Annotated in this window: 25 protein-coding genes, 1 tRNA gene and 1 riboswitch; of the genes, 19 read left to right on the top strand and 7 right to left on the bottom strand. The window is 67.3% G+C overall.

What is annotated here, in order from left to right; translation table 11 throughout:
* Window positions 1–10 precede the first annotated feature (10 nt).
* Window positions 11–880 carry a hypothetical protein gene (locus tag BMX29_RS02675; protein ID WP_092810204.1) on the bottom strand — a complete coding sequence of 290 codons (870 nt, stop codon included), beginning with the start codon at window positions 878–880 and terminating at the stop codon, window positions 11–13.
* Window positions 881–1006: 126 nt separating this feature from the next.
* Between BMX29_RS02675 and miaB the strand changes: the two genes are divergently transcribed.
* The 8 genes from miaB (at window position 1007) to metK (ending at window position 8951) form a co-directional block, all read left to right on the top strand.
* Window positions 1007–2329, top strand: coding sequence for a tRNA (N6-isopentenyl adenosine(37)-C2)-methylthiotransferase MiaB (miaB, locus tag BMX29_RS02670; protein ID WP_092810202.1), 1323 nt, complete (start codon window positions 1007–1009; stop codon window positions 2327–2329).
* Window positions 2330–2582: 253 nt separating this feature from the next.
* A complete protein-coding gene (locus BMX29_RS02665) occupies window positions 2583–3176 on the top strand; it encodes an OmpA family protein (RefSeq protein ID WP_240476933.1) in 594 nt (197 codons plus the stop codon).
* A gap of 20 nt (window positions 3177–3196) precedes the next feature.
* Window positions 3197–3511 (top strand): hypothetical protein, encoded by a 315-nt coding sequence (locus tag BMX29_RS02660; RefSeq protein WP_043843167.1) that lies wholly within the window; start codon window positions 3197–3199, stop codon window positions 3509–3511.
* 139 nt (window positions 3512–3650) lie between these two features.
* Window positions 3651–4631, top strand: a complete 981-nt coding sequence (locus BMX29_RS02655; RefSeq protein ID WP_043843169.1) for a PhoH family protein — start codon at window positions 3651–3653, stop codon at window positions 4629–4631.
* Window positions 4632–4674: 43 nt separating this feature from the next.
* A complete protein-coding gene (ybeY, locus tag BMX29_RS02650) occupies window positions 4675–5205 on the top strand; it encodes an rRNA maturation RNase YbeY (RefSeq protein WP_092810754.1) in 531 nt (176 codons plus the stop codon).
* 10 nt (window positions 5206–5215) lie between these two features.
* A complete protein-coding gene (locus BMX29_RS02645; protein ID WP_043843173.1) occupies window positions 5216–6169 on the top strand; it encodes a transporter associated domain-containing protein in 954 nt (317 codons plus the stop codon).
* Window positions 6162–7685 carry an apolipoprotein N-acyltransferase gene (gene lnt / locus BMX29_RS02640; RefSeq protein ID WP_092810200.1) on the top strand — a complete coding sequence of 508 codons (1524 nt, stop codon included), beginning with the start codon at window positions 6162–6164 and terminating at the stop codon, window positions 7683–7685. The genes BMX29_RS02645 and lnt overlap by 8 nt, the downstream gene beginning before the upstream one ends.
* Before the next feature lie 27 nt (window positions 7686–7712).
* A riboswitch (SAM-SAH riboswitch) is annotated at window positions 7713–7760 on the top strand.
* 9 nt (window positions 7761–7769) lie between these two features.
* Window positions 7770–8951 (top strand): methionine adenosyltransferase, encoded by a 1182-nt coding sequence (gene metK / locus BMX29_RS02635; RefSeq protein ID WP_092810198.1) that lies wholly within the window; start codon window positions 7770–7772, stop codon window positions 8949–8951.
* A gap of 91 nt (window positions 8952–9042) precedes the next feature.
* On the opposite strand, the gene BMX29_RS02630 is transcribed toward metK, so the two are convergent.
* Together BMX29_RS02630 and BMX29_RS02625 are read right to left on the bottom strand one after the other, a co-directional pair.
* The gene (locus BMX29_RS02630) at window positions 9043–9762 is read right to left on the bottom strand and encodes an NUDIX hydrolase (RefSeq protein ID WP_043843177.1); all 720 of its coding nucleotides are present in this window, start codon (window positions 9760–9762) and stop codon (window positions 9043–9045) included.
* 43 nt (window positions 9763–9805) lie between these two features.
* Window positions 9806–10204, bottom strand: coding sequence for a DUF983 domain-containing protein (locus tag BMX29_RS02625; RefSeq protein WP_043843179.1), 399 nt, complete (start codon window positions 10202–10204; stop codon window positions 9806–9808).
* 238 nt (window positions 10205–10442) lie between these two features.
* Here BMX29_RS02625 and BMX29_RS02620 point away from each other — a divergent pair, with 238 nt between their 5' ends.
* From BMX29_RS02620 to BMX29_RS02605, 4 genes are all read left to right on the top strand, one after another.
* The gene (locus BMX29_RS02620) at window positions 10443–11069 is read left to right on the top strand and encodes an EF-hand domain-containing protein (protein ID WP_175471103.1); all 627 of its coding nucleotides are present in this window, start codon (window positions 10443–10445) and stop codon (window positions 11067–11069) included.
* Window positions 11070–11169: 100 nt separating this feature from the next.
* Window positions 11170–11736 carry an RNA polymerase sigma factor gene (locus tag BMX29_RS02615; protein WP_175471118.1) on the top strand — a complete coding sequence of 189 codons (567 nt, stop codon included), beginning with the start codon at window positions 11170–11172 and terminating at the stop codon, window positions 11734–11736.
* On the top strand, window positions 11720–12109 hold the full coding sequence (locus BMX29_RS02610) for a hypothetical protein (RefSeq protein ID WP_092810194.1): 390 nt from the start codon (window positions 11720–11722) through the stop codon (window positions 12107–12109). Before BMX29_RS02615 ends, BMX29_RS02610 begins: the two co-directional genes overlap by 17 nt.
* 5 nt (window positions 12110–12114) lie before the next feature.
* A complete protein-coding gene (locus BMX29_RS02605; RefSeq protein ID WP_092810750.1) occupies window positions 12115–12660 on the top strand; it encodes a periplasmic heavy metal sensor in 546 nt (181 codons plus the stop codon).
* A gap of 357 nt (window positions 12661–13017) precedes the next feature.
* Here BMX29_RS02605 and BMX29_RS02600 read toward each other — a convergent pair whose 3' ends face one another.
* Window positions 13018–14457 (bottom strand): diguanylate cyclase, encoded by a 1440-nt coding sequence (locus BMX29_RS02600; RefSeq protein ID WP_092810193.1) that lies wholly within the window; start codon window positions 14455–14457, stop codon window positions 13018–13020.
* Window positions 14458–14556: 99 nt separating this feature from the next.
* On the opposite strand from BMX29_RS02600, the gene BMX29_RS02595 reads away from it, so the two are divergent.
* From BMX29_RS02595 to BMX29_RS02565, 7 genes are all read left to right on the top strand, one after another.
* The gene (locus BMX29_RS02595; RefSeq protein WP_043843181.1) at window positions 14557–14841 is read left to right on the top strand and encodes a DUF3572 domain-containing protein; all 285 of its coding nucleotides are present in this window, start codon (window positions 14557–14559) and stop codon (window positions 14839–14841) included.
* Window positions 14832–15551: an HAD family hydrolase gene (locus BMX29_RS02590; protein WP_342342373.1), complete on the top strand. Its 720-nt coding sequence runs from the start codon at window positions 14832–14834 to the stop codon at window positions 15549–15551. Before BMX29_RS02595 ends, BMX29_RS02590 begins: the two co-directional genes overlap by 10 nt.
* Before the next feature lie 89 nt (window positions 15552–15640).
* Complete coding sequence (locus BMX29_RS02585) at window positions 15641–16255, top strand: heme NO-binding domain-containing protein (protein ID WP_092810191.1); 615 nt, start codon at window positions 15641–15643, stop codon at window positions 16253–16255.
* Complete coding sequence (locus BMX29_RS02580; RefSeq protein WP_092810189.1) at window positions 16252–17268, top strand: diguanylate cyclase domain-containing protein; 1017 nt, start codon at window positions 16252–16254, stop codon at window positions 17266–17268. Before BMX29_RS02585 ends, BMX29_RS02580 begins: the two co-directional genes overlap by 4 nt.
* Window positions 17269–17334: 66 nt before the next feature.
* Window positions 17335–17409: transfer RNA gene (locus BMX29_RS02575), tRNA-Gln, on the top strand.
* 301 nt (window positions 17410–17710) lie between these two features.
* Complete coding sequence (locus tag BMX29_RS02570; RefSeq protein ID WP_092810187.1) at window positions 17711–19693, top strand: tyrosine-type recombinase/integrase; 1983 nt, start codon at window positions 17711–17713, stop codon at window positions 19691–19693.
* Window positions 19694–20039: 346 nt separating this feature from the next.
* The gene (locus tag BMX29_RS02565) at window positions 20040–20405 is read left to right on the top strand and encodes a hypothetical protein (RefSeq protein WP_092810185.1); all 366 of its coding nucleotides are present in this window, start codon (window positions 20040–20042) and stop codon (window positions 20403–20405) included.
* A 59-nt stretch (window positions 20406–20464) separates the two neighbouring features.
* Here the strand turns inward: BMX29_RS02565 and BMX29_RS18750 are convergent, their stop codons facing one another.
* The 3 genes from BMX29_RS18750 to BMX29_RS19495 form a co-directional block, all read right to left on the bottom strand.
* A complete protein-coding gene (locus BMX29_RS18750) occupies window positions 20465–20767 on the bottom strand; it encodes a hypothetical protein (RefSeq protein ID WP_139196912.1) in 303 nt (100 codons plus the stop codon).
* 140 nt (window positions 20768–20907) lie between these two features.
* Window positions 20908–21303, bottom strand: a complete 396-nt coding sequence (locus tag BMX29_RS02560) for a hypothetical protein (RefSeq protein ID WP_092810183.1) — start codon at window positions 21301–21303, stop codon at window positions 20908–20910.
* A gap of 503 nt (window positions 21304–21806) precedes the next feature.
* On the bottom strand, window positions 21807–22175 hold the full coding sequence (locus BMX29_RS19495; RefSeq protein WP_342342372.1) for an SEC-C metal-binding domain-containing protein: 369 nt from the start codon (window positions 22173–22175) through the stop codon (window positions 21807–21809).
* Window positions 22176–22726 lie beyond the last annotated feature (551 nt).

The raw sequence follows: 22726 nt of genomic DNA, 5'->3' as shown, positions 1-22726 counted from the left end.
GATCGCGCGCTCAGAACCACTGCCCCGGCTCCATCAGACCGAGGTCCAGAAGCTGCCGCGAATGCCACTCGAACGGCGTCGAGTTGTGCCAGGTGAAGCTGCGGATGTCGAAGGTGGAGCCGGGGTTCCGCTTGAGCGCCTTTGCCGTGCGGAACGAAACGATCGCCGCCGTCAGGTTGTTGTGCCACGGACAGGCGTAGGTGTTGTATTCCTCGTCCGAAAACGTGTGGTCGGGCCGCAGCCTCAGGCCTGGCTTGGCCCGGAACAGCGCGATCCGGTCGATCTTGCGCTTGTCCACCGGAACGTGCTCGTCGAAGCGCCACCGCAGGCCCCCGAAAAAATCGAGCTGTCGCTCCTTGGGATGGTTGTGGTTGGCCGGATCCGGACGCGCCAACGCATAATAGCCCGCCCGGTCGAGATGAGCCCGGTCGAGCGACACCGCGTCGGGGCATCGGTCGAGATCGTCGGCGTAGAGATCCACCACGTAGGCCAGCATCGCGTCGCGGCGCTCTTCGGTGTGGAAGGCCAGCATCTCGGAGACCGAGCGTGTCTCGCAGAACGGATAGAACAGGTACTCGGCGTTGTAGCAGTAGTAGAGCCAGACGCCCGGCGCCGCGGCGATCACCCGGTCCACGACCCGTGTGACAGCATCTGTCCCGCCGGGGTCGTGGTCCACCCGGTGCACCGCCTCGGCGACGTCCGGGGCAAGATCGTAGACCGGGGCGATGAAGACGGCGACGGTGCGAAACCCGAGCTGCATGTGATGGCGGATGGTGGTGTCGATCTCCACGTCGTCTTCGGCGAAGACCAGCGCGACCGGGCCCTTGGCCAGCGTCTCGCCCGCCGATCTGAGGAAATCGTCCAGCCCGTCGTGCCGCATTGTCCGCCCGTCGCCTTGCCCGGAGCGCACGTTCCGCCATGCGCGGCCGCATTGCAAGCGCCGGGGGGCATGGGGTATAGGCGCGTCTCGATCGCACGCCAAACGCCGCCCCGGGGAGGCCCGCGCATGACCGCCCAGAAGAAGCTCTTCGTCAAGACCTACGGCTGCCAGATGAACGTCTACGACAGCGAGCGCATGACCGAGGCGCTTGCCGGTCAGGGTTACGTGGCGACGGACCGCCCCGACGACGCGGACATGATCCTGCTGAACACCTGCCACATCCGCGAGAAGGCCGCCGAGAAGGTCTATTCCGAACTCGGCCGCTACAAGGACCTCAAGGCCGAGAAGCCCGACCTGCGCATCGGCGTCGCGGGTTGCGTGGCGCAGGCCGAGGGCGAGGAGATCCTGCGCCGTCAGCCGCTCGTGGACCTCGTGGTCGGCCCGCAAAGCTATCACCGCCTGCCCGAGCTGGAGGCGAAGGCGCGCACGGGGGCAAAGGCGCTCGACACCGACTTCCCGGCCGAGGACAAGTTTGCCGCGCTCAAGGGGCGGGGGCCCAAGGCGAAGCGCGGCCCGACCGCGTTCCTCACGGTGCAGGAGGGCTGCGACAAGTTCTGCGCCTTCTGCGTCGTGCCCTATACCCGCGGCGCCGAGGTGTCTCGGCCGGTGGCGCAGGTGCTCGACGAGGCGCGCGACCTCGTGGACCGCGGCGTGCGCGAGATCACCCTGCTGGGTCAGAACGTCAACGCCTACCACGGCGCGGGCGAGGGCGGGGACTGGTCGCTGGCGCGGTTGGTTCGCGCGCTGGACCGGATCGAGGGGCTGGAGCGCATCCGCTACACCACCTCGCACCCCAACGACATGGACGACGACCTGATCGCGGCGCACGGCGACTGCGCGTCGCTGATGCCCTACCTGCACCTGCCAGTGCAGGCGGGCTCGGACCGCATCCTCAAGCGGATGAACCGCAAGCACACCGCCGGGGCATACCTGCGTCTGATCGAGCGGCTGCGCGCGGCGCGTCCCGACCTGCACCTCTCGGGCGACTTTATCGTGGGCTTTCCGGAAGAGACCGAGGAGGACTTCCAGGCGACCATGGCGCTGGTCGAGGCCGTGGGCTACGGCTCGGCCTTCTCGTTCAAGTATTCCACCCGTCCGGGCACGCCCGCGGCCGAGCGCGACCAGGTGCCCGAGGCCGAGAAGGACGACCGGCTCCAGCGACTGCAGGCTCTTCTGACGCGTCAGCAGCGCGCGCTTCAGGACGCGATGGTCGGCAGGGAGGTGGACGTGCTCTTCGAGAAGCCCGGCCGCCTGCCGGGCCAGATGGTGGGCAAGTCCGAATACCTCCATGCCGTGCATGTCGAAGCCGACGATATCGCGGCAGGAGATCTGCGGCGGGTGCGAATCGTCGAGAGCGGACCCAACTCCCTGCGTGGCGTGCCGGCCTGATCCGGGCGGGCGGGCCCGCACGCGGCGCCGAACAGCCTGACGCGGCACCACATTTTTGACGCCGAGGAAACAACGCGCCCAACATGGGCGCGTTCGTCGTGCTCTGCCTCACAATATATTGTGGATTGTGCTTCACAGGCCTGAATTTGTTGCTAATGTGTTGATTATAGTCGATTTGCGCGCGCCCTCCTTTTCGGCGCGTACCTGGGGTCCGAAGCATACCAAGAGGGGACAGAGGCTCGTGCTTGATTTCATGTCCAAACCCGCGCGCGCTCTTGCGCTCGCCGCGGCGGTCATGACCGGGGGGCTGCTGCCGGCCGCTCCGGTTCTTGCCGACGACGGAGCGCGCAGCGCGGTTATTTCCACGCAGAACACCCGCACCGTCCGCGGCGAGCGCTATATTCCGGGCATCTGGGTCGATCCCGACGGGTGCGAGCACTGGGTCATGGACGATGGTGCCGAGGGCTACATGAGCCCCCACGTCACCCGTGAGGGCATCCCGGTCTGCCGCCGGGGCAATGTCTGCGGCGTGATGAACACCGACCAGTATTTCGCCACGGACAAGTACCGCATCAGCCGCGCCGGTCAGCAGCGCCTCGCCGAGTTCTTCCAGAGCGCGGATGCCTCGGCCTTCGTCATCGCCGGCCACACCGACAGCCGCGCCTCGGACGAATACAACATGCGCCTGAGCTACAACCGCGCGAACGCGGTGGCGTCGGTTGGCAAGGCCGTCGGCGCCCGCATCGTGGACGTCCGCGGCTACGGCGAGCGCATGCCCGTCGCCACCAACGGCACCGCGACCGGCATGGCGAAGAATCGCCGCGTCGAGATCGTCTGCATCCGCTGAACCGAGGGGACGAAACCGCCATGAAACTCGCGAAACTCGCCCTCGTCCTCGTCGCCGCCGGCACGCTGTCGGCCTGCGTCGACATGCCCGTGGGTCCCGACAAGAGCGTCGACCGCAACCTGATCGACCGCAAGGACCTCAGCCAGCTGCGCGCCGGGGTCTGGATCGACCCGAACGGCTGCGACCACTGGATCATCGACGACGGCGTCGAGGGCTACCTCTCGCAGCGTCTCGACAAGTACGGCAAGCCGGTCTGCTCGGGTTCCGCCCCGCCGACCGTTGCCACCGGCGATTTCAAGGGCGGAGCCACCTCCGTCATCGGCGATCCGATCTGACCTTGCGCCGCATCGCACACCAGAAGGCCGCGCCGGACAGTCGTCCGCGCGGCCTTTTGCCGTTCCGGGGCACGGCCCGTCTTGCCATGCTCGCCGAACACCCCCACCTTGGCCATGAATCGCACAGCCGGAGACCCGCGTGAGCACAGGCACACTCAGCGAAGCCGTCCTCGAATTTCCCGACAACCGTCTGCTGATCGAGCTCTGCGGAGAGTTCGATCGCAACCTGACCGACATCGAGACCCGCGTCGGCGTCCAGATCCTGCGCCGGGGCAACATCCTGGCCATCCACGGCGAGCCGTCGGCGCAGGCCGAGGCGACCGAGGTGCTGCAATCTCTGTACCAGCGATTGGAGCAGGGGCGCAGCGTGGGCCGCGGCGACATCGACCGCGAGTTCCGGATGTCCGAAAAGGCCGAGACGCCGGACCATCAGCTCGACATGTTCGGCTCGGGCGACCGGATCGAGATCAAGACCCGCAAGAAGCTCATCGAGCCGCGGACCGAGGCCCAGAAGGCCTACGTCAAGTCGCTCTACGAGAACGAGCTGGCCTTCGGGATCGGCCCGGCGGGCACCGGCAAGACCTACCTCGCCGTCGCGGTCGGCGTGAACATGTTCATCCAGGGCCACGTGGACAAGATCATCCTGTCCCGCCCCGCCGTCGAGGCGGGCGAGCGGCTGGGCTTCCTGCCCGGCGACATGAAGGACAAGGTCGATCCCTACATGCAGCCGCTCTACGACGCGCTCAACGACTTCCTGCCGGGCAAGCAGCTGGCCCGGATGATGGAGGAGAAGACCGTCGAGATCGCGCCTCTTGCGTTCATGCGCGGCCGCACGCTGAGCCACGCCTTCGTGGTGCTGGACGAGGCGCAGAACGCCACGTCGATGCAGATGAAGATGTTCCTGACCCGCCTGGGCGAGGGTTCGCGCATGGTCATCACCGGCGACCGGTCGCAGGTGGACCTGCCGCGCGGGGTGCAGTCGGGTCTGCGTGACGCGGAGCGGATCCTGAACCACATCGAGAAAATCTCGTTCAACTACTTCACTGCCAAGGACGTGGTCCGGCACCCGCTGGTGGCCAAGATCATCGACGCCTACGACCGCGACTCGGAGAGCGGCTGATGCGAGGCGGCACAGGGCAGGGCCGGTGAGCGGGGCCGAGGTCATGCTCACAGACACCATCGTCGAGGATCCCCGCTGGGAGGAGGCCGGTCTCGAAACGCTGGCCGAACGTGCCGCGCGCGCCGCTCTGACGGCGCTCGATCTCTCGCCCGAGGGCTACGAGATCGCGGTTCTGGGCTGCGACGACTCGCGCATCGCCGATCTCAACGCCGAGTTCCGCGGCAAGCCAGCGCCCACCAATGTCCTGAGCTGGCCCGCCGAGGACCTCGCCCCGGACGACGAGGGCGCGATGCCCGAGCCTGTGCCAGAGGGCGATCCGGAGGATCCCCACGCGCTGGGCGACCTCGCCATCGCGTTCGACACCTGTCTGCGCGAGGCAGAGGCCGGCGGTCTGGCCTTTGACGCTCATGTGACCCATCTTGTGCTGCACGGGGTTCTGCACCTTCTGGGCTACGATCACGTTCGCGACGGTGACGCGCGATTGATGGAACGGCTCGAGGCTGACATACTTTTGAAACTGGGCATCGACGACCCATATGCCCGTGGGGAGACGATCCCCGAGGAGACAGGATAGACAACGACCCATGGGTGAGAGCGACGACTCGCCGAGCGCAGCGCAGGGCGCGCGCGACACGGATCAGCACCAGGACCAGCCGGACGACGAGAACGGCGGCGAAGGCGGTTTCTTCCGCCGGTTCTTCGGCTTTGGCGGAACCGAGGAGGAGGACGGCGGAGACGCGCCGCAGAGCCTTCGTGATCCCAACAACCTTCCGGGCCTCGCGAACCTGCGGCGGATGCGGGTCGAGGATGTCTCGATCCCCAAGGCCGATATCATCGCGGTCCCGGACACCATCACCCGCGATGACCTCGTGCAGGTCTTCCGAGAGAGCGGCCTGACGCGCCTGCCGGTCTACACCGGGACTCTGGACACGCCGGTGGGGATGGCGCACCTCAAGGATTTCGCGCTGAAGCACGGCTTCAACGGGCGGGACACGCGGTTCAACCTCAAGCGACTGCTGCGCCCGCTGCTCTTCGTGCCGCCGTCGATGCCGATCGGCGTGCTGTTGACCAAGATGCAGACCGAGCGGCGGCACATGGCGCTGGTGATCGACGAATACGGCGGCGTCGACGGCCTCGTGACGATCGAGGATCTGATCGAACAGGTCATCGGCCAGATCGAGGACGAGCACGACACCGACGAGGAGACCAACTTCACCCTCGAAAAGACCGGCTGCTATATCGCGCTCGCCAAGACTCCGCTCGAGGAGTTCGAGGCCGAAGTCGGGATGCAGCTTGCCGACGGCGAAGAGATCGACCCCGAGGAGATCGACACGCTGGGCGGCCTCGTGTTCATGCTGGCCGGTCACGTGCCGGCGCGGGGCGAGGTGGTGCCGCACCCCGACGGGCTGGAGTTCGAGATCGTCGATGCCGACCCGCGCCGTATCAAGCGGCTGCGGGTGCGCCTGCCGGGGGCGCCGGGCACGGCCGCGGCGGCTGTCGCCCGCTCGGCCAACGGGACACGCGCCGAACATGACTGATCAAGCAGCGGCGCGGGACACCGCGCCGCCCCGGACGTGGCGGCTGGCCGCGCCTGCGGGTGGCCTTGGCGCGCTCTTCGCGCTGGGACAGGCGCCCTACGACCTGTGGCCCGTGGCGCTGGCCGCGCTCTTCGCGCAGGTCTGGCTGCTCCGCCGGATCGCGGTTCCGGCGCGGGCCCGCGCGGCGGCATGGACCGGCTGGGCCTTCGGGGCCGGATACTTCGCCCTGGGAATGCACTGGATCGTCGAGCCTTTCTTCGTGGAGGCGGCGGTGACCGGTTGGATGGCCCCGTTCGCGCTTGTGGGGCTCGCGGCCGGTCTCGCGCTGTTCTGGGCGGCGCCGGCCTGGGCCGCTGCACGTGCGGGATCGTGGGCGCTGGTCGTCCCGCTCTGGGCGCTTGCCGAGCTTGCGCGCGCCTACATCCTGACCGGCTTTCCCTGGGGTCTCGTGGGCTATGTCTGGACGCCGAGCCCCGGCGCGCAATGGGCCGCGATCCTCGGACCGCACGGGCTGACCCTCGCGGCACTCGGCCTGGCCGCGCTGGCGGCGAGTGCGGTGGCCCGGCGCTCCGTTCTGCGGGGGGCTGGTGCCTTGGTGCTGGCGGTCGCGATGCTCGGTGGCGGCCTTCTGCTGCGACCGGCGCCGGGCGACCTCTCGGACCGTCCGGTGGTGCGTCTCGTGCAACCCAACGCGCCGCAGGACGAGAAGTGGCGTCCCGAGCTGATCCCCATGTTCTTCCAGCGCCAGATGGCGGCGACCGAGGCCGAGCCGCAGCCCGACCTCGTGCTCTGGTCCGAGACGGCACTGCCGATGATGCTCGACAACGCGGACGAGGCCTTCTCGATCATGTCCGAGGCCGCCGGAGACGTGCCGCTGGTCGTCGGCCTTCAGCGCGAGGAGGGTGGACGCTACTACAACTCGGCCGCCGTGCTCGGCCCGGGCGGCGCCGTGCAGGACGTCTACGACAAGCACCACCTCGTGCCGTTCGGGGAATACATGCCCGCCGCGTGGCTGTTCCGGCACATCAACGTGTCGGGCCTCGCAGCCCGCGCCGAAGGCGGTTATTCCGCGGGTCCCGGTCCGCGGCTTCTGGACCTCGGCGATCTGGGGCAGGCGCTGCCGCTGATCTGCTACGAAGCGGTCTTTCCGCAGGACGTGAACGGTGCGCCGGCACGGCCGGACGTTCTGGTGAACCTGACGAACGATGCCTGGTTCGGCACCTGGTCCGGCCCCTATCAACATCTGGCACAGGCCCGGATGCGGGCGATCGAGCAGGGTCTGCCGATGCTGCGCGCGGCGAACACCGGCATCTCGGCGGTGATCGATCCAGGGGGCCGTGTCCTCGCCGAGCTGCCGCTGGGGGAGGCCGGCCATATCGATCATGCGCTGCCGTTGCCTGCCGAACGCACGTTCTACAGCCACACCGGGGACTTGCCCGCGCTTCTGGCGATGCTGGCTCTGGCTCTGGCGACCGCATTGTGGCATATCGTCATGCGGGGTCGGGTGCGGCCCTGACGGCGGACGGCCCGCTCGCCGCCCAACATCCTGTCACAACGGCTTCCTGGCGTGACAGCGTTATCCAATGGAGCATTCACCAACATGTCTCGAAATTCCTACTACTTCACGTCCGAATCCGTGTCGGAGGGACATCCCGACAAGGTGTGCGACCGGATCTCGGACGCGATCCTCGACGCGCTGCTGGCCGAAGAGCCGCTCGCGCGTGTGGCCTGCGAGACATTCGCGACCACCGATCGCGTGGTCATCGGCGGCGAGATCGGTCTGGCCGATCAGGACAAGCTGCACGACTACATGGACCGCATCCCCGAGATCGCGCGCGCCTGCATCAAGGACATCGGCTACGAGCAGGACAAGTTCCACCACGCGACCTGCGAAATCACCAACCTGCTGCACGAGCAGTCGGCGCATATCGCGCAGGGCGTGACCGGCGAGGGCGACCGTGACGAAGGGGCGGGCGACCAGGGCATCATGTTCGGCTACGCCACGAACGAGACCGACGCCCTCATGCCGGCGCCGATCCTGTTCGCGCACAAGATCCTCCGCCGCCTGGCCGAGGCCCGGAAATCCGGTCAGGAGCCGATGCTCGGCCCCGACGCAAAGTCCCAGCTGACGGTGCGCTACGAGGGCGGCCAGCCGGTGGGCGTGTCGCAGATCGTTCTGTCGACGCAGCACACCGACGAGGACCTGAGCTCCGACGATATCCGGGCGATCGTCGAGCCCCATATCCGCGAGGTCCTGCCGGACACCTGGATCACCGACGACTGCACGTGGTGGGTGAACCCCACCGGCAAGTTCGTGATCGGCGGCCCGGACGGGGACGCGGGCCTCACGGGGCGCAAGATCATCGTCGACACCTACGGCGGTGCGGCACCGCATGGGGGCGGGGCGTTCTCGGGCAAGGATCCGTCCAAGGTGGACCGCTCGGCGGCCTACGTGGCGCGCTACCTGGCCAAGAACGTGGTCGCGGCGGGCCTCGCCGAGCGCTGCACCATCCAGCTGTCCTACGCCATCGGTGTGGCGCGCCCGCTGTCGATCTACTGCGATACCCACGGCACCGGCGCGGTGGATCCGGTGGCGATCGAAACCGCGATCCCGAAGGTCATCGACCTGACGCCGCGCGGCATCCGCACCCATCTCGACCTGAACCGTCCGATCTACGAGCGCACGGCGGCCTACGGCCATTTCGGCCGCGAGCCCGACGCCGAGGGCGGCTTCTCGTGGGAGCGGACCGACCTTGCCGAGGCGTTGAAGAAAGAGGTCTGAGGCGGGGCGCACGCCCGATCGTCCGGACGAAAGGCCGGCCCGACGCTCGGGCCGGCCTTTTCCATGTCTGGGACGGGAGCTCAGACGCGGCTTAGCGTCCGGCGCCCGACAGGGGACCTTGTCCGCCGAGCCGGAGGAAGAGGCTCTGCTCGTCGTCGTTGCGGAAGAACGGCACACTGGGCGGGGGGGCAGGATCGGCGGCGCGGGCGGCGACCTCGGCCAGCACCACCTCGGTGATGAAGGGCAGGTCGTGCGCGCGCACGTCCTCGAGCGCGATCCATTGCAGATGCGACAGCTCGTCGGAGGCGGCCGAGAAGTCGTCCGGGTCGCCGGCGAGCGCGGTCGCGTCCACCACGAAGAACCGGGCGTCGAATCGGCGTGGCCGGCCCGGCGGCGTGATCGCGCGAAAGACGAACCGCATGGCGCGGGCGTCGGGTATGTGGCCCGTGGCGGCGAAGGCGCGCCAGTCCTCGGGCACCGGCCCCTGCCAGGCGCCGGGCGTGCCGAGAATCTGGCCGGTTTCCTCGAACAGCTCGCGGATCGCGGTCACCGGCAGGACGTGGGCGTGCGAGGGACCGGCATCCTCTGCAAGACGCCCCGCGCAGGTCGGTGACAGCGGTTGCGCCAGAGGGATCGCCGCATCGCCGGGATCTGTCGCGCCGCCGGGAAAGACCACCTTGTCGGGCATGAACGCCGCTTTCGACCCGCGCTGACCCATCAGAACCCGCGGCCGGGTTGCGGCGTCGCGCAGCACGATCACGGTGGCCGCGTCACGCACGGGCACGGGGGGCTTCGGTGTGGTGTCGCTCATTCCGCCTCTGCCATCTCGGGGGGCGGGCGGAGAAAGGGGCCGGTCAGGCGCGGTTCGCCGCGCCGCCGAACCCGTACATTCCGCGCGCCCATTGGAAGGCCACGATCGCGCCCTTCAGTCGGGGCAGAAGGTAGAGGGTCAGGCCCACGCAGCCAACCGCGAAGATGGTGAAGAGCGTCAGAGGCTCGGGCCGCCACGTCTCGAACACGAACAGCAGCAGCGGTGCCATCAGGTGGCCGACGAACAGGATCGTCAGGTAGGCCGGGCCGTCATCGGCGCGGTGGTGATGGAGTTCCTCGCGGCAGACGGGGCAGGTATCGCGCACCTTGAGGTATCCGCGCAGCATGGGCCCGGAGCCGCAATTGGGGCATTTGCGCCGCCAGCCGCACCACAGGGCCGGCCACGTTTCCCGCGCCTCGAGCTCAATGCTGTCCTGCGTCATGCGACGCTCCTTTCTGCCACGCGCGGGACAATGACGGTGACGGCCGCCCTTGGGAAGGCGTCAGCATGTCCTTGCGTCCCGATGTCGCAAAACGTTCGCGGGGTCCATGAGGGTTCCGGCTTTGCCTTTTTTCCTGCCCGCGCGACGGAGCGTCCGGTCCCGCGCGTATGAGGATCAGGACGGCGCGGAGATCGCTGCCGCCCGATCGAGCAACAGGACAGAACGGAAGGTTACAGACATGACCACCAGGACTTGGATCGCCCCCGCGCTCGCCGTCGTGCTCGGCACCGGGCTTGTCGCGGCACCGGCGCTGGCCCAGCCGCGCGATGATCACAACGGCCGCCCGATGATGCACGACCGCGACGGACACGGCAGCCGTGGCGGTCACCACGGCATGCACGAGGGCCGCGGCTATCACGGCAAGGGGGGGCAAGGTGGCGGCATGATGCGCCGCCTGGACGCCAATGGCGACGGCACGATCAGCGAGCAGGAGTTCACCGATCCCGCCGCCGCGCGCTTCGAGGCGATGGACGAGAACGGCGACGGGCAGCTCACCGCCGAGGAGGTCGCCGCGCACGCCGAGCGGATGCGCGCCGCGCGCCGCACCGCGCGCGCCGAGGCGATGATCGAGCGTCTCGATGCTGATGGCGACGGCGCCGTGACCCTCGAGGAGATGCGCGCGCCCCACGACCGCGCCGCGATGTTCGAGCGCATGGATGCCGACGGCGACGGCCAGCTGAGCGCCGAGGAGATGCGCAGCGCCCGCCACGGCGGCCCGGGCATGGACGCGGACGACGGATCGACCGAAGACGGGATGGACGCGCCCGAAGGTGACACCGAACCGGGCGCGGATGACGCGAACTGAGCGTGACCCGGCTGGCGGGCGCGCAGGCGTCCGCCGGTCATTGCGCGCGCATGGGGGCGCGGACTAAGCCTGCGGGGTGATCGGGGTGCCGCTGGACGTGATGACCGAAACGGACGAGGAAGACTTGCTGGCGCGCTATGCCGCCGGCGACAGGGGCGCCGCGCGGGCGCTGACCATCCGCCTCACGCCCGCCGTCTTCGCCCATGCCACGCGGCTCCTGGGCGACCGGGCCGAGGCCGAGGATGTCACCCAGGAGGCGTTTCTGAAGCTCTGGCGCATCGCCCCCGATTGGCGGCGCGGAGAGGCGCGGATCGGCACGTGGCTCTACCGGGTGACGGCGAACCTCTGCATCGACCGCCTGCGCAAGCGGCGGACAGGTCCCCTGGACGAGGCGCACGAGCCGGAAGACGACGCCCCCTCGGTCGAACGGCAGCTGACCGATGCCGACCGCGCCACGGCCCTGCAGGACGCGCTGGATGCGCTGCCCGAGCGGCAGCGGCAGGCGGTGGTGCTGCGCCACCTCGACGGTCTCGGAAACCCCGAGATCGCCGCGATCATGGACATCAGTCCGCGTGCCGTCGAAAGTCTGACGGCGCGCGGGAAGCGGGCGCTGGCCGAGATGCTGGGAGCCCGCCGAGAGGAGCTTGGATATGCCGAAGAGGGATGATCGCGACAGCCCCGTCGCCGCGCCGGACACAGAACTCGACGCCTGGTTCGCCGCCGCCCGTGCGGCCCCGCCAGAGCCGACGTCCGACCTGATGGCCCGGATCGCCGGTGACGCCTTTGCCGAGCAGGACCGCCGCGCGGAGCAGGCCCTTGTGCCGTCGCGGCCGGGGCTCGTCGCGCGCTGGGTCTCCGCCCTGCGCCGCGCCGAGGTCGCGGGACTGGTCGCCGCGACCGTGGCCGGGCTCTGGCTGGGCATCGCGCCGCCGGACAGCGTGGCCGGCGTGGTCGATACCGTGTGGAGCGGCAGCGCGGCCAGGGACACCGCTTTCGTCGATCCGCTCAGCGCCTACGATCTCGCGCTTCTGGAAGAGTGATGCCGATGACCGAGACACCTCCCGAGACGCCCCGCCGCGGGGATCGCTGGCTGCGCCGCGCGCTGATCGCGTCGCTCGCGGGCAATCTGCTGGTGGTGGGCCTGGTCGCGGGCGTGATCCTGCGCGAGGGCCCGCCCCACCGCAGTCCGCCGGGCGATCCGTCCTTCCCCTACATCCACGCGCTGACCGAGGCGCAACGCGACGAGATGCGGGACGCGCTTCGGGCCGATTGGCGCGCCGACCGCGAGGCGCGGCAGCGTGACGGCGCCGACGAAGAGGGTGACCGCACCCGGCGCGGTCCCTTGCGCGACTACGACCGGGCGATCGAGGCCCTGCGTGCCGACCCCTTCGACCGCGACGCGCTGGCCGCGATCCTCGCCGACCAGAACTCCCGCGCGGAGACATGGCGCGCGCGCGGCCAGACCGTCCTTCTGAGGTATGTTGAGGGCATGTCCCCCGAAGCCCGCGCGGACTACGCGGCCCGCCTGGCCGAGGATGTCGAGGAGCGCCGCGCCCGGTTCGAACGTTTCCGGGAACGCCACCGCGACTAACCGTTGAGGGCGCGGCCGGCGCACGGGTCGGAGACGCCTTCGCGCGGCTCGAATGCCGGGCACCCGGTCGACGCGGTTCAGGCAAGACGCGGAGGTCCAAGGCATTAAGGATCTTTGCGTAGGTTTCAGATGCGTTTCGTTCGATCGCTTCCGGTTGCCGAGCGAAGAACACGGCCCGGCGATATCTGGCACGACGTCACCCGGTCCCCATGCGTGGCCTGCACGCTTTCGCCGCAGACACTTTACTCGCGCGGGACTTCGAGACCTTCTCGGCGCGCTGAATTGTGTGACCGACGCGGACGGTCCCGGTTTCCCATTCAGCGCCGCCCGCACACGTCTCTGCCCCTCCACGACCCTTCAAGCGCTGCGCGACGAACGGATCGGCATGATCGACGCGCCTTCCGGGCGCTCGGATTGGGCGCGACAGGGGACCGGCGCGCGTTCCACCCGGTCGCGGCCCGCGCGCTTGGCGGCGTAGAGCGCACCGTCGGCGGCGTCGATCCGGCCGCGCGGGCCGTCCGGCCCGGCCTGTGCCCCCGGCCCTGTGGCGACGCCCACGCTGATCGTCACGGCAATCGGCGCGCTTCCCGGACCGATCGACACCGGCGTAGCGCGGATCGCCCGGCGCAGACGCTCGGCCACGCCGGCGGCTGCCTCGGGGCCGGTGTCGGGTAGGGTGACGAGGAACTCCTCTCCGCCGAAGCGCGACACGAGGTCGGCGGCCCGTACGTTCTCGGCAAGGCGGCGCGCCACCTCGGCCAGAACCGCGTCGCCCGCCTGGTGGCCATGGCAATCGTTGACCTGCTTGAAGTCGTCGATGTCGGCCAACAGCACCGCGTATCCCTTGTTGGCGGCGCGCGCGGCTTCGTCCACGCGGTCGAGATGGGGCAGGGCGTAACGGCGGTTGTGCAGCCCGGTCAGCGGGTCGGTGAGCGCGGCTCGAAGTCCCGCCTTCATCGTGGCGCGCAGGCGATCGGCGATGCCTTTCCGACGCATCAGTTTCTGGATCCGCAGCACCAGTTCCTCGGGCCAGGCGGTGCCGAGGACGAGATCGTCGGCCCCCATGTCGAGCGCGGTGATGGCCGGGCGGCGTTGCGCCTCCTCGGCCACGAAGAGCACCGCGGCGGTGCGGCCGTCGTGCCTGACCCGCAGATCGCCGAGAAAGTCGAGCGCGCCTCCCGCGTCGGCTGCGATCAGCACGAATACGTCGAAGCGACCGGCCCGCCCGCGAAGCACCTCGTCGCGGCGCGGGGCGTGCAGGTCCGCGCCGAGCGAGCCGCGCAACGCCGAGAGCAGCGCCGGAGAGACCGCGTCGCGGGCATGGACCACCGCCACGCGCGGCCGGTGCGCGAAATGGCCAGCCTCCTCCGCAAGCCCTAGTCCCGCGCCGAGCGTGCGCCCGGTTTCGTCGCGCAGGCGCAGTTCATGCTCGGCCTCGCGCGCGCGCAGGATCGCACGCAGGCGCGCGTACAGGACCTGTTCGTCGAGCGGCCGGACCAGGGTGTCCTCGGCGCCCGCGCGCAGGGCGGCGAGCCGACTGGCGGGGTCAGCTTGATCCATGAGCACGATAACCCCCGGCGCGAAGGGGCCGCGCAGTCCCGCGCAGAAGGTCGCGGCGTCGGTGTCGGGCAGGTGCTCGGCCACGATCACGAGGTCGATTCCGCCCCGTGCGATCTGCGCGCGCGCCTCCGCCACGGTAGCCGCCTGGGCGACGTCGTAGCACGCTGTGGCGAGCTTGACCCGGAGGATGATTCGCTGCGTCGCGATGCCGTCGACGATCAGGATCCGGCCTGTCATGGTTGTCCTCGAAAGGGCCGCGCGGCATGTAGCGACGCGGTCTGATTGCGGTCAGCGTCGGCCAGTTTGGTTAACAAAGCGTTGCGGGAGATCGGCGACATGCAGATGACACAGGACAGGGCCGAGACGGTGGGGCTCACGGCGGTCGCATGGCTCGCCGCCAACGACGAACTGCTGCCCGTCTTCATGGGGTCGACCGGCATCGACGAGGCCGCCATCCGCGAGAACATCGCAGACCCGACCTTCCACGCCGCAGTTCTCGATTTCCTTCTGATGGACGATGCGTGGGTCGTGCGATTCTGCGACGAATCCGGGCTCGACTACGAGGTGCCGGGGGCTGCACGCGCGGCTCTGCCCGGTGGCGGGGCGGTGCATTGGACCTGAACCTGCCCGCACCGCGCGGCATCCTGTTCGACAAGGACGGCACGCTCTTCGGCTTCGACGCCACGTGGTCCGCCTTCGGCGCGGCGGTGGTGGACGATCTCGGCGGCAGTGCGCCCGAGACGCGCGCGGCGGTGGCCGGGGCGCTCGGTTTCGATCTCGGCGCGGGCTGCTTCCATCCCGACAGTCCGGTGGTCGCGGGCACCGCCGACGAGGTGGCCCATCGGCTGGCGCCGCACTGTCCCGGCCGGACGCCCGCGGAGGTTGCCGTGTGGCTCGATGCGCGCGCGGCGGATATCGCGCCGGTTCCCGCCGCACCGCTCGGCCCGCTGCTCGACCGCCTGGCCGCGCTTGGGGCGGTTCTGGGCGTGGTGACCAACGACGCGACCGAGGCCGCGCGTGTCCAGCTGCGCGCCGCGGGCGTGGTCGGGCGCTTTGCCTTCATCGCCGGCTACGACGCCGGCCACGGGGCCAAGCCTGCGCCGGGCCCCTTGCGGGCCTTCGCCGAAGCCTCCGACCTGCGGCCCTCGGAGGTCGCGATGGTGGGCGACAGCCTGCACGACCTGCACGCGGCCCGGGCCGCGGGCATGCGCGCCGTCGCCGTGCTGACTGGCCCCGTGGGGGCCGACGTTCTCGCTCCTCACGCCGACCTCGTCGTGCCCGACGTCTCGCACCTGCCCGAGGCGTTGTTCGGAATGGCGCGCGACCACTGAAAATAGGGCGCATTTTACGCGTAGGGAGACGCCTTAACGGATTCTGAGGCATCCTGAAGGTGGTCGGAGAACGGGAAGAGTGCGCCGGGATGCATGCCCTGCTGAACAGGATGCTGCACGTGTTCGTGGAGGACACGTATGGCACGGAGGTCTGGTGCGACGTGCTGGAAGGCGCGGGCCTCAGCGCCGTGGAACTGGACTCCCTCGGGCCACAGACGATCCGGACCACACGGGCCTTGTCGCGCGCGGTGGAGACGGTACTTGCCCGTTCGGTCGACACGGTGCTCGAGGATGTTGGCACCTACCTTGTGTCGCACCCCAACGCGCAGTCCGTCCGGCGGCTGCTGCGGTTCTGCGGCACCGACTTCGTCGACTTCCTGCATTCGCTCGAAGACCTGCCCGACCGAATCCGGCTCGCCGTGCCGTCGCTGAGCCTGCCCGAGATCGAGGTCGCCGAGGAGAGGGAGGCGCGCTTCCTCATCACCTGCCGCGGGCCGTTGCCCGGAGTGGGGCACCTTCTGGCGGGCCTGCTACGCGCCATGGCCGACGACTACGGCACGCTCGCGCTTCTGGAGCACGAGGGGCGCAGTTGCGACGGCGACCGGCTGCGGGTGACACTCGTGGATACCGCGTTCAGCGAGGGGCGCCGCTTCGTGCTGGGCGCAGGCGGCGCCGCGCCGCTGCTTGCGGGGCGGCACCCATGACCGGCCCGGACCCGATCCTCGACGCGCTCTGCCCCATGCACCTGCGCGTGGACTTGAACGGGCGCGTGATTCATGTCGGCCCGACTCTGCGCAAGATCCTCGGCGCCGCGGAGATCGAAGGCGCCGCGTTCTTCCAGCTCTTCACCGTCCGCCGTCCGCGCGGGGCGGGAACGATGGCGGCGCTGGTCTCGGGGGCGCGGCGGCGGGCCAAGCTCGAGCTCGTGCGTGCCCCGCACACACCATTCGTGGCCCAGGTGGTGCCAGAGCCGGCGGGCGGCGCGGTCATCAACCTGTCGTTCGGGATCGGGCTTGCCGCCGCGCTGGGTGATCATGCCCTCACCAGCGCGGATTTCGCGCCGACCGACCTGACCGTCGAGATGCTGTTCCTGATCGAGTCGAAATCGGCCGTGATGGCCAGCGCGCTCGAGCGGAACGCCCGGCTGCACAGCGCCCGCGTCGTCGCGGAAGAGCAGGCGCTGACCGACACCCTGACCGGCCTGGGCAATCGCCGCGCGGTCGATCTGGAACTCGCCAGGCTTGCCGCCCGGCGTCGGCCCTTCGCGCTGATGCATCTCGACCTGGACCACTTCAAGGCGGTGAACGACACCTTCGGCCACGCGGCTGGGGACCATGTCCTGCAGGAGATCGCGCAGGTCCTCGGCGACGCGATCCGCACCGGCGACGTGGCCGCACGACTCGGCGGGGACGAGTTCCTGCTGATCCTGTCGCGTCCACCGTCGCCCCGCGCACTGGAGTTGATGGCCCGGCGGCTGGTGCGCCGTATCGAAGAGCCCATACACTACCGGCACGCGTTGCTTTCGGTTTCGGCCAGCGTGGGCATCGCACGACACGACGGCACCGGCCCGCTCGACCTCGTCGCGCTCTTCGACAGCGCGGACGCCGCGCTTTACGCCGCCAAGTCCGCAGGCCGCGGTCGCGTGAGCCTCGCCCCCTCCGACCGCACGGAGCCTCCGGTTTCGCCCAACCGCATCGCACCGCACGACGGCGCGTGAAGCAGCGGATTTTCTGGCGCGAAGGTCTTGATCCCACCAATCGCCGGGGGTAAGTAGCCCGCCAGTTGGGGTGTAGCCAAGCGGTAAGGCAGCGGTTTTTGGTACCGTGTACCGTAGGTTCGAATCCTACCACCCCAGCCACAAATGGAAAAATCTCCTGCAAAAACAGTGCGTTGCAATTTGTCGCCATCTGGCGTCATGTGCAGCCTGAAGAGTGCGGTCAAAGTCGGCCTCGAGCTGGGATTCGCCAGGCCTGACGCCGACTCCGATCGATGCCGCGCCGGACGCACACCATCCCCGCGCAGCCACCATAGACAGCATAGGCGGATGACCCTGGGTCGCCCGTCTTTTTTCTTTTCCGGCTTCCCTGCATCGACAGCATCTCCTGCCCGGTTCGGCGATCGGCCAGTCTTCGGTCGCCCAAGAGACGGGATCGTGCGGCATGCTTGAGAGGCAGGACACAGATTACACAGTAAGCGAGCGGGCGCTGATCTGCCGAGACATCGTGCTCGAGCATATGACTCAGATGGCGGCCGACTCGGTCTCCCCAGACGTCGACTTCGATGCACGGATCGACGAGCGTGAGGCCGAGCGCCAGGAGCTCAGGAGCCGGATCAGGGCAAAGGACTTCGCGGTCGCGGAAGAGCTCGTGCGTATGTCCTGCGCGCGGCTCATGATCCCGGTCAGGCCGAATACCTCACCCGAGTTCGCGCGCCTCGTCTGCACTACGCGCCGCCAGCTCCTGAAGCTCGAAATCGATGCGCTCGAGGAATGCGAAGACCCTCTGGTCAAGGGCTGGGACTTGCTTCAGCGCCACAACATTCCCGTCGTCAAGGGGCAGCTTCCGCACTTCCTGTCGCTCTCCGAGGCGCTTGAGATCGCGCTCGACGGCCAGACCGAAGAGATGACGCGGAAGCTGAAAACGACGGTGAGCCTGGTGATTGCGTATGCCGGCGACATCCCGGTCGACCGTCTTGAGGACGTGATCCGGGATTTCATGATCTGGATGAGCCGCCTGCCAAAGCTGCATGGCAAGCGCCATGGCAACAATCGGCACACAAAGGATAACGACCTTCCGAAAAAGCAGGCAGAGATCGACAAGGCCGATCTGGAGGATGCCGCCCTATACGCCCGGTTTGCCGCCCGGACGGACATCTCCGTCGCACAGAAACGGGCGGAACTGGCGCAGCAGCTGACCACCCGCGTCACCCATACGAACCTCGAGCGCCATCTGGATCGCCTGCACCAGCTCTTACGATTGATCGAGAGTCGGGCTGGCTATACCGGCAGGACCAAGCTTCTCAGCTATTCCGAGCTTTCTCGAACCATCAAGGCGGATTGCGAGAACCGGCTCGCTCAGAACCCACTCTTCATTCGCATAACCCAGCCCAAAATCCGGCTTCGGTGGGCCGGGAGCCGCATCCGGACGCTGCTCACCTCCACGATCTATCGCGGATGCACCTTGCCGAACCGAATGACCAAGGGGCGGAATATTTACCGCAATGCGCGCTACTGGGTGCCCCTTATCCTGATGACTATGGGATGTCGCCCGAGCGAAGTCCTGCGCCTGACGCGCGGAGACTTGATCTGGCGCGACGATGTCTTCTGCTTGCAGCTTTGTTGGTCTGCCGAGCAGGACGGCAAGACCGTTGACAGCCAACGCATTGTGCCGATCCCGCAGGTCCTGATCGATCTCGGTTTTATCCAATGGATCAGAGATTTTGCCGAGCCCCGCGACCTGCTTTTTCCAGAAATCATGGAAGCAAATAGCGAGAACCCGCAGAACATCTTCTCGAAGCGTATGCTGACCGTGCGCAAGAACCTCGGCATCGCCAGCTATAACGAGGATCTCTATGCGCTGCGCAAGTCGCTGTCATCCGCGCTCTGGGACGGTGGGGTCGATATCGAGACCCGCCAAATGATCATAGGCCACGTCTCCGACACGACGATCGGACGCCACTACACCAGCGCGAACATGAAGCACCTGAAGGAACTGCTCGACCGCGCCAAGCATGGATTGGTGATAGAGTATTCGAAGGTCCACAAGTTTCCCGTCATCGTGGACTGCACGCTCGTTTCCGGCACCCCGGCACGACCGGACATCATGCTCGACTCCTCGGGGCACGTTGGCGCGCTTCGCCTCGTCGACGAGGAGACCGGAAAACCCATTGTTGCGGTGATCCTGAAGAACGCCGTAATGCCTGCTCAACCCGCCTGGCGGGACGCCAGGGTGCTTTCGGCATCCGTTGCAGCCGAGGCTGTCGCCGATACGATCGGTCGATACCTGATCATGTTGCCCGAGAACGATGACCTGCGCATGGCACTCGAGCATTTCCTGGCCATGGCCGCCTGCACGAGCGACTACAAGCCTTCCAGAGATGACGAAGACGACGAACTCGCTGATGCCGCGGAAATCGCGGCGTGACAGATGTGCCGGCGCGTAGAGACCTCTCTCGAAATGACCGGGACGCCATGTGCATCAAAGCTGCTTCGCGCCGCCATGACCAAGGGTCGCCAGCTAAGCCTGGACCGAACTGACAGTGTGCCGACGCACGCGGTGACAGAGCGCGCGCCGGGCCCGTCGACACGGCCGAAGCGGGGCAAGCCGGAAAAGTGTCGTTTTGCGGAAATCCCTGACTCGCCTGAGAAACGCTCGGCAATTATTCACTCGCACGTCAGACATATCGGCCGCCCGGATCTCTTCGGGCGTCGATCCAGTATCGCAATTCTTCCGGATGAGCTCCGGAATCGCCAAAGAAATAGGATATCCAATGGTCGTCGCGCTCGTCCGCCACATCGATACACATCAACTGGTCGGGTTCTTCGCCGCGCCCGATCTCGTCACCATGCGCATCGAGGTTGGGGATGTATACCAACCCTTTGATTGCGAATATGCCGAGATAAGGTCCGGCGGTTTCTTTTGCGGAAACCCGGGTCGCTATGGCGTTCGTCTGCCGCTTCTCGAATTGCCGGACCCCGACCTCTGCCATCCGGAAACAGACTGGCCGCACGCGTTCATCGTGTTCGACGCCGCAGAACCGACGATCGCGCTCGAAGCTGCCATGAGTGACCCGAAGCTGGTGTGGCATCCGCTGGATGATGTGGACGGCGCAGCCGAGAACCGCTTGAGGGCCTGACTGATCGGTCCACCCGCTTTGGAGTGCCAACCCGACCAAGGTTGGCACTTTATCAGTTCTCAGACGAGACCTGCTTCGAGTTCTGTGACGCGCGCACCGAACCAGTTCACCGCCGCGGCATCCTCGTGCGACCTATCATCGTTCAAGGCAGAGAACGGGATTTTGGTAAGCGTATCATGCAAAAGGCGGATGGCCTGCAACAGCACGGTCTCCGAGCATGACGCGTGACACGCAACACGAAACCTCCGCGCCGCGTGGGCGGTCTGCGGTCCCGCGAGCCGATCGAGCAGCTCTTCCAGAGTTGCTCCTTCGATTCTCTCGAAAGCATATACCGACGCAATCGAATGTGGGTCGGCGGTCATCGAGCCTGCCGATTTTTCAGGCATAACATGCAAAACATGTCTCCGGACGGATAGCCGACGACCCGTGCCGCCGTAATGAAACTATCGTCTTCAAGCGCCGCCGGAAGGAGCGGTCCGGCGGCGTGGCAGTGGGCGTGGGTCTACACCCGCTGCCGGTATCGCGAAGCAGGCGAGTGATCCGTAGTCGCCAGTGCAAGGGCTTCGCGAAAGTCGTGGACGAGGCATTCGAGTTCGAGAACCTCCGGCGCTGCTGAGTCGACCTCGGATCGGTTCATCAACTCCCGCCATGATGCGCCGAGCGGGTCCAGCAGGCCGAAAAGCACTTCGGCATTTCGGAGTGTCGAGGGGCGGAGGTGATCCTCCTCGGCGAGGTCCCCCAAGATCCGGTTAAACAGGCGAGTGCCTGGCTCGCCGGCCAGAACGCGTGTCGCCTTTGCAAGGGCGGGCAGGCGCTCCTCGATGAAGCGATGAAAATCGGTCGGCGGACCGGCGCGCAACGAGCGCGGCAGACGCGGCGGGGTCGAATGGTTCGACATTGGGCCTCCAGTATTTCCCCGGCGGACAAGCGCCGGTGTCAAGGAGCCGCGGCCGAATATTGACCGAAGCTGTTCTGTCTTTCGGCTGGGCCGCGCCGAAAGACAGACAATGGGTGCTGCGCTGTTTCTGCTCGTTGTTTCGCGCGTTGCAGATCCAACATTGGCCATTTTGGAGACGACGAAGCGGCTTCCGGAAAATATTCTCTATCCCTCGAAAAAACTTTGTCGCGTTCGAACCTGTAGGGGTGCTTCGGAGATGGCGTCGCGTATGCGTCGGCAGCTTGCCGGGAGCGACGTTTGAATTGGCCTGTCAACGCCGCCTTTCCGGCGTGCCGTCATGAGTTGATGAAAAGGATCTGCGCGTAAATGGTTCTGGCCGTTTGGCTATAGGCTGGCGAAACGTTTGCGCAGGCGAAGCGAACGGCAACTCATGTGATCTGCGCCGCAGCATCGCGGCGACCAAGTGAAAGGCAGGTTTGGACCGTTTCAGCTTGGGGGTGGCGTCAGTTCCGACCGCAGCATTGCTTGTATTTGCGGCCCGAGCCGCAGGAGCATGGGTCGTTTCGCCCCGGCCGTGGGCCGGCCTTGAACGGTATTTCGGAGTGAGGCGCGGGCTCGGAGCCGTAAAGTTCGGGACGCGACTGAGTGAGTATCGTCGCAACGCAATTCGGGATCAGATCGGGGGCTTCACGATCGAATTGGTCGATCTCCTTTTCCGTGAACTTGCTGGCGCAGGTGTTGATGTCCTGGAGCGCCAACATGAAGATCATCGTCGTCCGCGTCTCTTCGTCAGCCTGATCGAGGAGACTGTCCGAAGCGTCGGGCCTCAGCCTCATGGCGTGGGTGAAACCATCGATCCAAGGCTCCCACATCACCTCATCAGTGTTGGGATCAACCTCGTAGATGGGTTCGATCCATGGCGAGGGAAGTCATCGCCTGAGCCACCGAGTTGTAATGCGCCATGACCGCGCCGATCGTGGCTTCGGCAGTTCTATGGTCGGGAAAGTTTGCCTCACCTGTCTCCGCCCAGACATGAGGCAATCACTCCGAAGGCGGGATCATGTTGCGAATACCAGCAAAACGCGCTTCCACCGAGAAGTCTACGTGAATGGGATTATCGGAGGACAGTTTCAAGGTCGACGAAGTGATGGCGCGAACTTCGCCAAGAGAATGTTTCGGGCAGAATAGACGTGCTGAACAGCTATCGCGTCATCATAGGACGCCGCGAGGCTGAGCATGGGTGCACGCTGCGCTCGACATCGCTGCGCGCAAAGGGCTGAGATCCGGCGCCAGCCGCATCCGAGGCCAAGTCTCGAAGGGCGGGAAGCCGATGGGGTGGATGGCTCCTGCTCCCCGGCGTCGCGATGCGCCATAGTGCAGGTGTCATGATCTGCATGTGAGAGGAGCCACCCATGAGAGTTTC

It is taken from the genome of Roseivivax marinus (genome assembly GCF_900109705.1).
GTDB lineage: Bacteria > Pseudomonadota > Alphaproteobacteria > Rhodobacterales > Rhodobacteraceae > Roseivivax > Roseivivax marinus.
This window is presented reverse-complemented; position numbering and strand designations above follow the sequence as displayed.

Bases quoted from the DNA above. Each gene is read 5' to 3' on its own strand.
- BMX29_RS02675 (WP_092810204.1), bottom strand. From the start codon at position 880: ATGCGGCACGACGGGCTGGACGATTTCCTCAGATCGGCGGGCGAGACG.
- miaB (WP_092810202.1), top strand. From the start codon at position 1,007: ATGACCGCCCAGAAGAAGCTCTTCGTCAAGACCTACGGCTGCCAGATG.
- BMX29_RS02665 (WP_240476933.1), top strand. From the start codon at position 2,583: ATGTCCAAACCCGCGCGCGCTCTTGCGCTCGCCGCGGCGGTCATGACC.
- BMX29_RS02660 (WP_043843167.1), top strand. From the start codon at position 3,197: ATGAAACTCGCGAAACTCGCCCTCGTCCTCGTCGCCGCCGGCACGCTG.
- ybeY (WP_092810754.1), top strand. From the start codon at position 4,675: ATGCTCACAGACACCATCGTCGAGGATCCCCGCTGGGAGGAGGCCGGT.
- BMX29_RS02645 (WP_043843173.1), top strand. From the start codon at position 5,216: ATGGGTGAGAGCGACGACTCGCCGAGCGCAGCGCAGGGCGCGCGCGAC.
- lnt (WP_092810200.1), top strand. From the start codon at position 6,162: ATGACTGATCAAGCAGCGGCGCGGGACACCGCGCCGCCCCGGACGTGG.
- metK (WP_092810198.1), top strand. From the start codon at position 7,770: ATGTCTCGAAATTCCTACTACTTCACGTCCGAATCCGTGTCGGAGGGA.
- BMX29_RS02630 (WP_043843177.1), bottom strand. From the start codon at position 9,762: ATGAGCGACACCACACCGAAGCCCCCCGTGCCCGTGCGTGACGCGGCC.
- BMX29_RS02625 (WP_043843179.1), bottom strand. From the start codon at position 10,204: ATGACGCAGGACAGCATTGAGCTCGAGGCGCGGGAAACGTGGCCGGCC.
- BMX29_RS02620 (WP_175471103.1), top strand. From the start codon at position 10,443: ATGACCACCAGGACTTGGATCGCCCCCGCGCTCGCCGTCGTGCTCGGC.
- BMX29_RS02615 (WP_175471118.1), top strand. From the start codon at position 11,170: ATGACCGAAACGGACGAGGAAGACTTGCTGGCGCGCTATGCCGCCGGC.
- BMX29_RS02610 (WP_092810194.1), top strand. From the start codon at position 11,720: ATGCCGAAGAGGGATGATCGCGACAGCCCCGTCGCCGCGCCGGACACA.
- BMX29_RS02605 (WP_092810750.1), top strand. From the start codon at position 12,115: ATGACCGAGACACCTCCCGAGACGCCCCGCCGCGGGGATCGCTGGCTG.
- BMX29_RS02600 (WP_092810193.1), bottom strand. From the start codon at position 14,457: ATGACAGGCCGGATCCTGATCGTCGACGGCATCGCGACGCAGCGAATC.
- BMX29_RS02595 (WP_043843181.1), top strand. From the start codon at position 14,557: ATGCAGATGACACAGGACAGGGCCGAGACGGTGGGGCTCACGGCGGTC.
- BMX29_RS02585 (WP_092810191.1), top strand. From the start codon at position 15,641: ATGCATGCCCTGCTGAACAGGATGCTGCACGTGTTCGTGGAGGACACG.
- BMX29_RS02580 (WP_092810189.1), top strand. From the start codon at position 16,252: ATGACCGGCCCGGACCCGATCCTCGACGCGCTCTGCCCCATGCACCTG.
- BMX29_RS02570 (WP_092810187.1), top strand. From the start codon at position 17,711: ATGCTTGAGAGGCAGGACACAGATTACACAGTAAGCGAGCGGGCGCTG.
- BMX29_RS02565 (WP_092810185.1), top strand. From the start codon at position 20,040: ATGGTCGTCGCGCTCGTCCGCCACATCGATACACATCAACTGGTCGGG.
- BMX29_RS18750 (WP_139196912.1), bottom strand. From the start codon at position 20,767: ATGACCGCCGACCCACATTCGATTGCGTCGGTATATGCTTTCGAGAGA.
- BMX29_RS02560 (WP_092810183.1), bottom strand. From the start codon at position 21,303: ATGTCGAACCATTCGACCCCGCCGCGTCTGCCGCGCTCGTTGCGCGCC.
- BMX29_RS19495 (WP_342342372.1), bottom strand. From the start codon at position 22,175: ATGTGGGAGCCTTGGATCGATGGTTTCACCCACGCCATGAGGCTGAGG.